At 50.1% G+C, this 14,599-nt stretch carries 6 protein-coding genes and 1 tRNA gene; all 7 read left to right on the top strand.

Annotation, left to right across the window (positions count from 1 at the left end):
* Nucleotide 1: 1 nt before the first annotated feature.
* The 7 genes from M0R70_00860 (at nt 2) to M0R70_00890 (ending at nt 14,518) form a co-directional block, all read left to right on the top strand.
* Nucleotides 2-8,767 carry a YDG domain-containing protein gene (locus M0R70_00860; GenBank protein ID MCK9417911.1) on the top strand — a complete coding sequence of 2,922 codons (8,766 nt, stop codon included), beginning with the start codon at nt 2-4 and terminating at the stop codon, nt 8,765-8,767.
* 73 nt (nt 8,768-8,840) lie between these two features.
* Entirely contained in the window at nt 8,841-9,368 is a 528-nt protein-coding gene (locus M0R70_00865) for a hypothetical protein (protein ID MCK9417912.1), read from the top strand.
* Between the two features lie 651 nt (nt 9,369-10,019).
* A complete protein-coding gene (locus M0R70_00870) occupies nt 10,020-10,235 on the top strand; it encodes a hypothetical protein (protein ID MCK9417913.1) in 216 nt (71 codons plus the stop codon).
* A 378-nt stretch (nt 10,236-10,613) separates the two neighbouring features.
* Nucleotides 10,614-11,876 (top strand): cohesin domain-containing protein, encoded by a 1,263-nt coding sequence (locus tag M0R70_00875; protein ID MCK9417914.1) that lies wholly within the window; start codon nt 10,614-10,616, stop codon nt 11,874-11,876.
* Between the two features lie 292 nt (nt 11,877-12,168).
* Nucleotides 12,169-13,263, top strand: coding sequence for a zinc-ribbon domain-containing protein (locus M0R70_00880; protein ID MCK9417915.1), 1,095 nt, complete (start codon nt 12,169-12,171; stop codon nt 13,261-13,263).
* 131 nt (nt 13,264-13,394) lie between these two features.
* Nucleotides 13,395-13,471, top strand: a tRNA-Pro gene (locus tag M0R70_00885).
* A gap of 78 nt (nt 13,472-13,549) precedes the next feature.
* The gene (locus M0R70_00890; protein ID MCK9417916.1) at nt 13,550-14,518 is read left to right on the top strand and encodes a sigma-70 family RNA polymerase sigma factor; all 969 of its coding nucleotides are present in this window, start codon (nt 13,550-13,552) and stop codon (nt 14,516-14,518) included.
* Nucleotides 14,519-14,599 lie beyond the last annotated feature (81 nt).

The following is a 14,599-nucleotide window of genomic DNA, read 5'->3' on the forward strand; positions in this document are numbered from 1 at the left end:
TGTGAGAAAGACATTGTTGGTGGTGATGACGGTGGTATTTGCACTGATTTCTGTAATGGCCAATGTATCGCATGCATGGTGGTCGGAAACGCTGAATGCAAACATCCAATCTACTCATGATCTGATCAGTAAGCAGACCAGCTCGATAATTCAGGGGAAACTGCAAAATCAGTTTCTTAAGGATAAGTTGGCGGATATTATGGACTATACATTCCATAATAATGCTGCCCTAAGCACTGAATGGGACAAAGCCGCGCACCGCGGCGATGGCACAAGAAATGGCGGTCCAATTGATATTTTTTATCAGAATTTTCTGACAGCTTATCAAGCATACATAGCGGATCCTGGTGACTCAGCCGCTCTCGCGACTGCGGTATCGAATCTGGGATATGCAGTTCATCTAGTTGAAGATATGGCAGTACCTGCACACGCTTTGAATATCAAGCATGCAGCTACCTCCGCATTAGATAGCTGCCCCTTTAATCCGGCTATATGCGATAACTTTGAAGGTGTTGGTTGGGAGATATTCGCGCATGAGAATCCTTTTTACGCGTCGTACACCATTGCTGAAACTGACAGCCCGACTCCGACGGAATACTACAGAAGGGCAAGGAATAATACGATTAACCTTGTTGTGAGCAGCCCAGTATTTACGACCTATTGGCATAAGGGTACCGGTGACGACTGGTGTGGCGATAATTGGGCGACTTCTACTATGCCTAATGTTTGTGACGATGGACCGAAAGGATATTACGAAACACCGGGTTCGGATTCTGATGACCAGTTCTCATTTACGTATGAAACTGCTATGATGAACCCTTTATTGGGTGGTGCTCCCTATGAAGTAGATTTTCTTAGATATCAACTCAATCAAGCAGTAAAGTATTCAGGACTTTTCCTTTTAGCAGTCGATAGAGTCCTAAGTGCTCAAACGTTGACCTCTTATCCTGTTGATCTTCCCAAGACTGGCCAGACCATATGCTATGATGGTACGGGTAATATTGTAACATGTTCATCAACAGGACAGGATGGCGAATTGCAGTCTGGTGTGTCATGGCCTCAACCTAGATTTGTTATCCAAGGCAATTGCGTAACAGATCACCTCACTGGCCTCATGTGGGTGCAGAATGCCAATCTACCCGGATATAAGACGTGGCAGCAGACAATGGATTATATTTCGGCCATCAATACGGGCAGTGGTTTGTGTGGATATAATGATTGGAGATTACCTAATGTTAATGAGCTTGAAAGTCTCGTTAATGCAGGACAAGCGAATCCTGCAATGTGGCTTAACTCACAGGGCTTTGCGGGTACGCAGGCGGGACTATACTGGACGTCCACTAGCTATTCTACGTACTCTGCTATGGCATGGGTACTCGACATGGGCGTTGGTGCAGTGTACGATTCAAACTCTAAATCTAATTCAGGCTATGGATGGCCTGTGCGGACCGACCAGACTTTATTGATAGTGCCTTCGGCAGTTTGGAAAACCGGGCAGTCCGCTAGCTACTATGCAAATGACGATGGAGCCCTGCAAAAGGGCATAAGTTGGCCTACTACGCGCTTCGCGGATAACGGCAATACTGTAATCGATGGTCTGACATATTTAGTATGGACGAAGAATGCAAATTCGCCCGGACCGTCTGCGTGTAGCCCCGGTGGGTTAAAAACGTGGCAACAGGCACTAGACTATATTAAATGTCTGAACAGCAATAACTATTTGGGATACAATGACTGGAAATTGCCAAACAGAAAAGAACTTTACAGTCTCACAGACAAATCAAACCATGCACTCCCATCTGGTAATCCTTTCTTAAACGTGATGCCCTATTATTGGTCATCTACAACCTCCGTAAGCAATGCGCAGTTCGCATGGGTCATCGGTATAAACGATTATTATGGCATAGCATACAACGTTAACAAGTCCAGTGGTGAATATGTATGGCCCGTACGTCTTGGACAAAAAGGATCACTTGGGACTGCGTTGTCTGGAACAGTTACATCATTTGCAACAGGCGGTCCGATTGCGGGCGTAACCGTTACAGTGTTAGGCGGGACTACAACCCAGACTGACAGCAGTGGCATATACTCTATTAACGGTATTAATTACAATACTTGGTATAACGTCACCTTTAGCGCAATAGGCTATCAGACAGTAACTGTTAAAAATATCGTTTTAGAAGCTGGGCAGGTGAAGACGCTAAACGTCATGCTACCTACGACTGGCCCGCTAAATATCATAACCACATCACTTCCACCAGCGGATACAGGTCATGCGTATAGCTCCCGGGTAATGGTCACCGGTGGCTCATATCCTTACACGTTTTCAACAGCCTATGGCTCACTTCCGCCCGGGCTAAACCTAAATATATATAATGGTGCCATTTCGGGAACTCCTACTATTGTCGGCTCCTATACTTTTGCTGTCGGCTTGACAGACAATAATGCTTTATATTCTGAGAGGGAGTTTACTATTGAAGTAACAGCACCGCTGACAATTACTACACCTTCTCTTTTAGATAGGGGCACGATAGGTGCATCTTATCAACAAAGCCTAAATGTCACCGGAGGTACCGCACCCTATACTTTTTCGTATTCAGGAGATTTTCCTTTAGACCTATATCTTACAAATCTCGGCAATATTACGAATAAGATTACTGATACAATAGACTTTGAGTCAGGTGTATTGAACAAGTCGTGGAGTGTCAGTAATGCCTACATTAATAGCGAGAATAAGCTATTTCTAGATGGACATTACACTACAGCAACTGCTCAGATTACGGTAAATTGCACGGCTGGAAATATCTCTTTTGATTTCACCGACTATTTTTATTGCGGAAATGATTTTTGTGGGCATCTTATTTTCTATGTTGATGGCGTTGAAAAAAAACGCTGGTATCACATTGATTACAATGTAATCAATGCATATGCGCAAGCCATTACTGCAGGAGTGCATACTTTTAAATGGGAATCATACAATAGTAACGTTACCAGGGTAAATACCTTTTCGAAAATTGACAATATCAAATTTCCCATAGCCCTTCTCGGATCACATAATTTTACAATAAACGTGTCCGACAGTTCAGGACGTAACGTAGCCAAACAATTTACCCTCAATATTGACAATGCTCTTTCTATTTCAACAACGAGGCTCAATGACGGCATCGTCGGCTCATCCTTCAATCAGACCCTCACGGCCACTGGCGGCTATGGAACATATCAGTGGGACGTCTATTCCGGTAGCCTGCCCGCTGGTCTTTCACTTGATGGATCGACAGGCATCATCTCGGGCACACCGACAACGGCGACCAATTCAATTATTATTCTTTCAGTAGCCGATGCAGACGGCAGGATAACGTATAAAGATTTCAACATCAAGGTTTCCAATCCCCTCCAGATACTAACTGCGTCGGTGCCGAATGGTTTCTTGAACTCTGCCTATTCAGAGGCGATTAGGCTGGCTGGCGGCATCGGGCCGTATACTTTCAGCATGACAGGCCAGTTGCCTGCAGGGCTGACGTTGAATACAGCTACAGGTATCATTTCCGGAACACCGACTGCGGCGGGATTGACGAACGTGAGCATCACGGTGACCGACAGTACCTACCCCGTTCATCAAACCATCACGCAGAACCTGGGCATACGCATTTGGACCCAGCTGACAATCACTACGACGGCTGTACTTGCGAGTAACAAAAAAGGTGTTGCAATCAGCCCGATAGTCTTTGTTGCGAAGGGCGGCGCATCCCCGTACACGTGGGCGCTCACCAGTGGGGCGCTTCCGCAGGGATTGACGTTCGCTGCTGCAACCGGCCAGCTCTCCGGCACTCCAACGGAAGCCGGCGATTTTATCTTCACGCTGACCGTGATGGACTCAAGTAGTGCGACTGCTCAAAAAGAGTTTTTCATGCATGTATCCGACACCGTGACGATAACAACGAGCGCCGTTCCTGATGGGGCGAAGGGGACTCCCTACAGCTACGCTCTAAACGTGAGCAACGGCATACCTCCTTATTCGTGGCTTTTGCAGAGCGGGACACTTCCTTCCGGTATCACACTGAACAGCAGCACCGGCGTGTTGTCCGGTACGCCGACGACAAAGCAAGCCTATTCATTCACCATTCGGGTGAGCGACAGTGACAGCCCGGCGCAGACCGCGACGAAGACCTTCAGCATGAATGTGTATGACAGCCTGTATATTAACACCAATACCATACCCAATGGTAGGGTCACAAAGGCATATACAACTACAATCGGGGCAAAGCTTGGCACCCCACCCTATGCCTGGACTGTGGACAGTGGAACGCTTCCAGCGGGTCTCACCCTTCAATCATCGCCGACTGTTGCTACAATAACAGGCACGCCGATCAGCGCCGGGACCTCTTCCTTTACGATTGCGGTGACTGACTCAAGTAATCCAATGCAGAAAGCCACAAAGCATTACGATGTTACGACCTATACCGTAGTGAGCATAAACACTACGAGTCTCAAGACAGCTGTCAGGGGTGTACCGTATACGGACACGATCCTTGCTTCCGGTGGAGCATCGCCGTATGTCTATTCGATCATTGCCGGCAGCCTGCCTTCCGGAATTTCATTAAACGCTTCAACAGGCCAGATATCAGGAACACCTGCGCAGGTATATGCACAGGGCACGCAATTCACGGTCAGAGTGACGGATTCCGGAAACCCGTCGGATTATATAGACCAGATACTCGCTTTGTTTGTTCTTGACCCGCAAAACATTGCGACGACAACGACGATCAATGCTCCTTCTGTGGTATACGGCGCCAATGGGATAGTGACGGTGTTGGTTAGTTCGGCATCGAATACACCTACCGGAAATGTCCTGTTGAGCGTGGACGGCGGCTCCGCAACAACGCAAGCGCTTTCCGCTGTAAATGGTTCCAATCCGCCTGCAGCATCGGCAGTTTTCACTATTACACAGCCCAATATCGGAAGTCATATATTGACCGCAACATACTCAGGGCTTTTTGCCATGAGTGGTGCGAATGATTCGCTGACCGTGGCCGGCAAAATGCTGAATGTCACTGTCAGTGCAGCGAATAAAACGTACGATGGGACAGCGGCTGCAACCGTTACCTTCGGTGATGACCGTATGGCAGGCGATGATATCACGGTAAGCGGCATTGCAGCCTTTGCCGACAAAAGCGTTGGCACAGGCAAAACAGTCACGGTGACGGGTATTTCTATCAGCGGCCCTGACGCTGCAAAATATGCACTGGTGTCGAATACAGCAATCGCCTCCGCAAACATAACTAAAAAATCTCTGACAGTTACAGCAACAGGCGTTAATAAGGTCTACAACGGCACGGCTGCCGCATCCGTCACGTATAGCGATGATCGGGTGGCAGGCGATACACTGACAATCAGCGGAATTGCAGTATTCGCAAACGAGAATGTCGGCGTCAGCAAGACTGTCAGCGTCTCCGGCATCATGGCCAGCGGTGCCGATGCCGCCAACTACACCTTGGCCGCGACCACGGCAAGCGCGACTGCCAATATCACCGCCAAAACGTTAACTATTACAGCCACAGGCGTTAATAAGGTTTATGACGGTACGGTCACATCTACAGCCACACTGTCAGATGACCGTATCGCAGGCGACATTGTGACAAGCGCATACATAGGCGCGGTATTTGCAACCAAGACCGTTGGAACCGACAAGACCGTAAGTGTAACCGGTATCTCGATCAGCGGTACGGATGCGGGCAATTATGCATTGGCCGCGACAGCCGTAAACACGACTGCGAACATTACCGCAAAAATTTTAACCGTCACCGCTACAAGTGTAAATAAAGTCTACGACGGCACGAGCACCGCAACAGTCATTTACGGTGACAATCGGGTGGCAGGCGACGCACTGACGATCACTGGAACGGGCGTATTCGCGAGCAAGATCGTCGGAACCGGAAAGACTGTTAATGTGACTGGCATTGCGATCAGCGGTACGGATGCGGGCAATTACACCCTGGCTTCAACCACAGCGAGCACTACGGCCAGCATTACAGCAAAAACGTTAACCGTTACTGCTACAGCCGTTACTAAAGTCTATGACGGCACGAGCACCGCAACAGTCACTTACGGTGACAATCGAGTGGCAGGCGACTCACTGACTATCACTGGAACGGCGGTATTCACGAACAAGAACGTGGGAACCGGCAAGACAGTCAGTGTTACGGGAATTGCGATCAGCGGAACGGATGCCATCAACTACACGCTGGCGGCGAATATGGCTAGCACGATCGCTGACATAACCGTACATTCATTGACGGTTAACGCATCAGCTGCCAACAAGGTCTATGACGGAACTACGACAGCGACTGTTACACTGAGCGATGACCGGGTCTCAGGCGACAATCTTACAATCACGAGGACAAGCGCTACTTTTGCTGACAAGAACATCGGAACCGGCAAGACAGTTAGCGTATCAGGCATATCAGTCAGCGGTTCGGATGCGGGCAATTATGCATTGGCCGCAACAACCGTAAACGCGACTGCGAACATTACCGCAAAAAACTTAACCGTCACTGGGATGTCAGCGGGCAACAAGGCATATGACGGAAACACAACTGCAACGCTGACCAACGGAGCGTTATTGGGTGTTGTCTCCGGCGACATCGTCTCCTTCAGCGGCCAGAGCGGAACGTTTGGCGACAAGAGCATTGGCACGTCCAAGACCGTAACGGTCACGGGTGTAACACTTTCAGGCTCGGATGCAGGCAACTACACGGTCACAAACCCGATCGGCCTGACAGCGAACATCATCCCCAAGGCGATTACCGTTACCGGCATGACCGCATCGAACAAGATCTACGACGGCACTACCGCTGCGTCGCTCGTGGGCGGCGCGCTGTCTGGCGTTGTGGGAGGGGATTCAGTGAGGTTCACCGGCCAGACGGGGTCCTTCAATAATAAAAATGTCGGCACCGCCAAAGCGGTCACAGTGACTGGCGTCGTGCTCTCCGGAACCGATGCGGGCAACTACACCGTTACTGATCCCGCAGGGCTGACCGCAGATATCACACCAAAGAACCTAACGATAAACGGTATGACTGCATCGAACAAGGTCTATGATGGGAATACCAACGCTGCCCTTACCGGTGGATCGTTGGCAGCTGTTAGCGGAGTTGATGTCGTCACATTCTCAGGACAAACAGGTACCTTTGATAATAAGAACGTCGGCACTGCCAAGCCGGTCATGGTGACAGGGATAGCGCTGTCCGGTGTTGATGCGGGCAACTACACGATCACAAACCCGATTGGCTTGACCGCGAACATTACTTCCAAAGGGATCACTGTCACCGGCATGACAGCAAACAACAAAACCTATGATGGAAACACAACGGCAACACTGACCGGCGGAGCGTTATCGGGTGTTGTCTCCGGCGATATAGTCTCCTTCAGCGGACAGAGCGGAGTGTTCAGCGACAAGAACGTCGGGACCGGCAAGGCGGTATCTGTTACGGGCGTCACTCTGTCCGGTACGGAGGCAGGCAACTACACGGTCACAAACCCGATTGGGATTACCGCGAATATCACCGCGAGATCGCTGACAGTCACCGCAACCGGTTTGAACAAAGTCTACAACGGCACGACTGTGGCAGCCGTAACGTATGGTGATGATCGATTGGTTGGAGATGTTCTCACGGTCAGTGGAACTGCGGTATTTGCCGACAAGACCATGGGTACGGGAAAAGCCGTTTACATAACCGGTATCACTATCAGCGGCGGGGGTGCCGGGAACTACAGTCTTACATCGACGACTGCAAGCTCAACGGCAAACATAACGGCACTCACGCTGACCTTCAGCGGTAATAGCAAGGTTTATGACGGAACAACATCAGCTACGTTTAACATCAACGTAATTCCAGGGGATGCGGTCACCATTGCCGGAACGGCCGCATTTGCAAACAAGAGCGTTGGCGTCGGCAAGACCGTCAGCGTGATCGGTATTGCCATCAGCGGCGTGGATGCCGGAAACTACATCCTATCTTCAACGACCGCAAACCTAACTGCCAGCATAACGGCGCGGTCATTGACGGTATCCGCAATTGGCAGCAACAAGGTGTACGACGGTACTACGGCCGCAACCGTAACCCTTGAGGATAATCGGATAAGCGGGGATGTGTTGAACATTTCATTTACAACTGATGTTTTCGCCAATAAGAACGTCGGCACGGGCAAACCGGTGAGTATATCCGGCATTGCGATCAGCGGCGCAGACGTGGGCAACTACACGCTCGCGGCGGCGAGTGCAAGCGCGAGCGCGAACATCACTCCTATCCAGCTAACCATAACGGCAACGGCCGCGGACAAGATGTACGACAGCACGGCAGCGGCTCAGGTTACCTTTACCGACAACCGCATTGCCGGAGATGTGCTTACGGTCAGCGGTTCGGCGGCATTCAACGACAAGAGTGTTGGCCAGAACAAACCTGTTGCAGTCTCGGGGATAACCCTCAGCGGAACAGACGCTCCCAATTACAGTCTTGCTGCCATGACAGCGAGCATGACTGCAAGCATCATTCCGCCGGACGGTGATCTTGACGGCGGAGGAGTTGCAGTCACCGATGCGCTCCGTGCGCTCAGGATCACAGCCGGACTTATAACAGCTACGGCAACGGATATGTCCCATTCCGATGTCGCCCCCTTGGTGAGCGACGTTCCACAGCCGGACGACGTGATTGATGTCGGCGATGTTGTGGTCATCTTGAGGAAATCGGTAGGGCTGGTTAGTTTCTAACGACGTGAAAGAATTAATCCATCAATCCTCCTTTGATCTACGGGGAGGAGACATACATTAGGAGGCATACTACATGAAGAAAACATCGTTTATCATTCTTTTGCTGCTTGTGACGTCGGCCCTGCTCTTCTCAGCATGCGGTGGCGGTGGTGGCGGCGGGACCACGGAAGGCAACACCACGGGAGGCAACACCACGACGCAGTCCACACAGGCGATAGTAAAACTATCCGCAACAGGGACCCTCGCAACGGGTACGCAAATTGGTGGAATTGACATTACCATGCATCTGCCGGCGGGCGTTACCATCAAGAGCACGACTAATCCTCCCGAGACAGACAGCGGAATTGTGACGGCATCAGGACTCGCTGTTTCGAACTCGAGTGTCGTTGCGAATTATACAGCGTCATCCGGCACGGTGCACATAGTTCTGGCGAATCCGAACGGCTTCAGCACCGGGGAATTCGCCACGGTGAATTGCGATATTGCGGCGGGTAGTAATCCGACGCAGACGGATTTTAGCGTTGTGAATATGACAGCGAAGGATCTGAATGGAATCGCAATCAGCGGTCTAAGCGCAGTCTTAACCGCTGACATTCACTAAGAACATCACTTTATTGCAATCTTAAAGATCGTCCTGTGCCGTATGATATGCAACAAATTGATTTCGACCAGTGGCTCGACTCCGACGAACTTGCCCGGAGGGTAAGTCGCGCGATTGGCGTCTAACAGTATCTTTCTGGGTCGCAAACAGGGAGATAGGACATAAGAAGGAATGTAGAGCCTCTTGCAAATGTATCGAAGAAACCGTTTTTGCCGTCATACCCGCGAAGGCGGGTATCCAGAAGTGTTTGCTTTTAAAGGATACTGGATTCCCGATAAAGACTTCGGGAATGACGAATAAAGACTTTTGCAAGAACCTCTGTAGTCAAAGTGATGTTGGGTTTGTTTGTTGCTGTGGTATTTGGCATTGCAGGGGAGGAGGTGCTTGTTGTGGAAGTCTAACACAGTAACAAGCTTTAATGCTGCTGAATATTCCGGTAAGACATTACATTTCCGACGATGCCTACCAGTCTGGTATGTTCTACCCTGTCGGCACGGCAAAAGCCAGCGAAAAGAGAACATTTGTGATGCCAATATCAAGCTCAGAAGGTGTTACATGGTCGGTATCTAATCAATAATCAATAGTTGACGTTTATACTGTTTTAAGGGTACACAAATATTGTATAACAAATAACCGGCACGGGAGGGGTATATGAAGAATATTTTAGTTGCGATGGGATTGATGGCCTCGGCTACTGTCTTAATTTCAGGTTGCACAACTTGGAATGGTATTAGTCAAGCTGACAAACCGGGTTCTTATTATGTACCTACCAGCTTTCACTTTATGGGCGTTCACACAGGAATGTTATTATGCACCTCAAATGAGACAGGCAACCTAAAATGTAAAAAAGTTGAAGTAGACGACTGAGTTTTACACGGGAGAGCAAATCAGGGTCTCGTCTCAACTTCAATCAATACAAGAGTTGACACGCGACCCTGATTATTTCCGCAGTGAAAATGCCGAACCACCCTCATCAGAATATCCACGCGAATTAGAACGGCTTCAGCACCGGGGCATTCGTCACGGTGAATTGCGATATTGCGGTAGGTAGTAATCCGACGCAGGCGGATTTTAGCGCTGTGAATATGACAGCGAAGAATCTGAATGGAAGCGCAATCAGCGGTCTGAGCGCATTCTTAACCGCTGATATACATTAGCATTGATCCCAGCCATAATTTCGGAATGTTGCCCCTGATGTGCGAGCCGCGACCCCATGCAGGGGCTTTTATTTACTGAGGGGTGCATATGAGAAAAAAGGTTTTTATCGCTATCTTGTTGTCGTCTTTTATTTTGCCGCTTCTATTTGTTCCGACATCCATTGCATCCGCAGCACTTCTGTCAGTGTCTTCAACAGACAACGGTATATTTCAGATTACGGGCAGCGATATGACTGGTGTCGCCTCGATGGATATTACACTTTCCTATGATGCCGCAACCCTTTCCAATCCCCGGGTTGTTGTAGGTCCATTGATTTCGGGAGCAATGACGGCGGTCAACCCGAATGTCCCCGGGATCCTGCGCATTGCGATTATCCGCACGGCCCCTGTTACGGGCAACGGTCTTATCGCCACGCTGAGTTTTGACCTTCTGGGAAATGGCCAGGGCACGATCACTTCTCTTAATGCCAAACTCTCAAACATCAATGGCGCTCCACTCACGACAATAGTGCAGGTCAGCAACCCGCCTGTCACAACTGCCGAGGGGACAACCAGTGCCGCTTTAACCGAGGCTCATGATTCGGTGACAGCGGTAGCGCCGTCTTCGATGATCGTTATTGTTAGTCAGCCGGGCAAGCGGGAAGAAGCCAAACCGACTTTAGAGACAGGCATCGCAAAAGAGCAAAATGAGCTGCCGTTAACACAGGAGTCCACCGGAGAACCGAATATGCCCAGGGAGAAGACCGACAGTGTCATGAGTAGCAGCGGCACCCTATCAAATGCGCAAAGAGGGGATATGGGAATTTATAGCCAGGAAAGCGTTCTTGCTCGTTTCAAGGCGTACCGTGGTAAACGGACACCCAAGGCGTTCATCGCTCTGTTCGACCAGGCGGGTGTGGCGTGCAGGCAAGAACCTCCGATAGCGTTCTCGGACGGGAAATCCGTGGTGAAGGTTGTATTCCTGACGCCTCCGGGAAAAATAACGTTTTCCGATGTTGCGGTCATGGGAGCGCGGCTTGTTTCCTTGAAAAGCGATACGGACAACACGAATACGTGGATCATTGAGCTTATTCCTGAAAAAGGCGGCTACAAGGCTGGCTTTGCCATATCTCGGGGAGAGGCGAAAATGGTATTTCCTCTGACGATCACGCCGAAGATCAGCATGAAACCAACCGGATCGGGCTCGATGACTGCAGCTGACTTTACTGTTTTCCTCAAAGCCGGAGAATCCGCGAAATTGAAAAAGTTCGATCTGAACGGAGACGGCAAACGAGATTATATCGATGATTATATTTTTACCGCCAATTATGTCAGTGAAGTGAAGGAATCTGCAATTAAGAAGCGAAAATAAATGTCGTCCTGCGCTATACTCATCGCTCCATGAAAACATGCCCGACCTGCCCTAGCGTTCTCACTTTGGATTGACCGTTCCATTTTATTGACAAAGCATACTATTTCTTGTATCTTGAGGACGGTCTTTCGTATACGGGTGAAACTGATCGCGATAATTGTCCGGTTATGTTGCCGGCTCGGGTGGAGGTACGGCGTACGCATGTCGCCGGTTTCGTAGCCGGGATATTCCTGATAGGATTGTTCAAGCGCAGAGACGTGTTGTCCGGCGGTAAGAGGGGATTTCGCTATCCATGATCGTTTCCTGTGAGTGCGGCGCAAAACTCAAGATCGATGATGCCAAGATATCCGGCAAGGGAGTGAAGGTGCGTTGTCCGCGCTGCGGAAATGTGATCCCGGTTCAGAAGCCGGCCCCGGCGTCATCAATGCCCTCAAGAACCATTGCAACACCAGTTCCAACCGCACCTCCTGCGTCAGCATCCGGCCCCCTGGTGCTCGTTGCGCATGACAGCGATGTTGTCAGAAAGATGGTCGCTGATTTTCTGTCAGAAGCAGGATTCCAGGTGGATACCGCGGCTGACGGCATTGAAGCGCTCAGGAAGGCGATCGAGAACAAACCTCGGGGCATGGTACTTGATGTGGGGCTGCCGGGCATCTATGGCTTCGAACTCTGCGAACGGTTGAAGAATAATCCGGAGACATCATCGATCAAAATAATATTGCTCTCCTCGGTGTATGACATGCGGCGGTATAAACGTACGCCGACCAACTTGTATGGCGCAGACGATTACATCGAAAAGCACCACATCCCGGATTCTCTGGTGAACAAGCTGCGCAAACTTATTTTCCCTGAACAGGTCGAAGCTGAATTACGCGGGATCAAAGACCATGCTCACCACGATCTGCCGGAGATGTCACGGCCTCCTGCACGGGAGTTCGAGTCAGCTCTGCTCAGTCCCCAGCATCACGCGCAGACGGAACGCTCTTTCCCTGAAGCGATTCCATCCGGGTCCGCAGTTCAGAGGACTGGATCTTCGGACGGGCTGGACGGGTCCGCGCTGTATCCCGAGTCGCTCAGTCTCGAGGCCTCGATCTTTCAGAAAGAGGAGTGCAATATTCCCCGGGTGGATGAAGCCGATCCCGAGGCCGTGGAGAAGGCGCGACGTTTCGCGCGGATCATCGTATCAGATATCGCCCTCTATAATCAGGAGGCGGTGATCGAAGGGCTTAAGAACGGGACCTTTTATGATCTTCTCAGGAAGGATGTTGAAGAGGGCAGGGAACTGTATGAAGGGCGCGTTCCCAGCCTTATCAGGATAAAGAAAGACTACTATCAAGAAGCTTTCGATAATTTTATGGCAGCGGCACAAAAGAAAAATAGTCGTTGACCCTGTTGGCATTATCGCAGCATGCGTTCGCCGTCCGGGATGAAGGTTTATTCTGCGGCAAAATAATCCGTTATTCATCTCTAACGGTGTTGACATGCGGATTTAGTTAGTATATTATGAGACGGTTTTGTCGGGGCGTAGCGCAGCCTGGTAGCGCACTTGGTTCGGGACCAAGGGGTCGGAGGTTCAAATCCTCTCGCCCCGACCATTTTTTCAATGACTGTTCGCGGGAACGAGTCAGTAAAAGGAGCACCTTGAATCCTATTTTGCACGACACGAGGTGTTCATGAGTGAGAGGGAACGGCCGGTTGATGATCTGATAGGCTCAGATCCCTACAGCGAGGAACGCGAGGACAGTAAAAATAGAGATAAGCAGGCAAGTACGGACTCCTCGTCTGATGGCGCATCCGAGATCCCGGCATCGAAGGGCCTTGATGCCATAAAGTATTATCTCAAGGAAATCCGCAAGACACCCCTCTTAACGTTTGAGCAGGAACAGGAGCTTGCCAAGAAGATCGAGAAGGGCGACCAGGATGCCCGCGCCAAAATGATCGAGGCGAACCTCCGGCTCGTTGTGGCGATCGGAAAAAAATACATCAATCGGGGTTTGCAGTTCTCGGATATTATCGAAGAGGGAAATCTTGGCCTGATCCGGGCCGTGGAAAAGTTTCAGTACCAGCGCGGTTTCAAGTTCAGCACCTACGCTTCGTGGTGGATCAAACAATCCATTGAACGGGCGATCGTTAATCAAACACGAACTATTCGCCTGCCTGTCCATATCGCCGAGATCGTCAATTCCTACATGCGCTCGGTGCGCCAACTCACACAAACCCTGGGCCGCGATCCTCAAATAGAAGAAATTGCAAAAAAAATGAAGGTCACCGTCGATAAGGTACGGAGCATCTCACAGGTAGTGCGAGAGACCTACTCTCTGGACATGCTTATCGGCGATCAGGAGGAAGAAACGCTCAAGGACATCCTTCAGGACACCAACTCGCTGTCGCCGGCGAGTGCTTCAGAGGACATCCGCAGACGGGAACATATTGATGACTGGCTTCAGCAGCTTTCGGTGAGTGAACGGAAGGTCGTTGAACTGAGGTTTGGCCTGGGTGATGGCGATCCCAAAACGCTCGATAGTATCGGCAAGGAGTTTGGTATCACGCGTGAGCGGGTCCGGCAGATCGAGACCCAGGCGCTCAACAAACTGAGGGTCATCACGAGACGGAAAAAAATCGATTTTGAGGAAATGTTGTAGAAATAAGGTCAATGGAAAATGGATAATGAAAGTTGGATGACAACGGTTAGGGTGCCGAAACAATTCCTGCATTTTTATTCT

The organism is Nitrospirota bacterium, assembly GCA_023229435.1.
Taxonomy (GTDB): Bacteria; Nitrospirota; UBA9217; order UBA9217; family UBA9217; genus JALNZF01.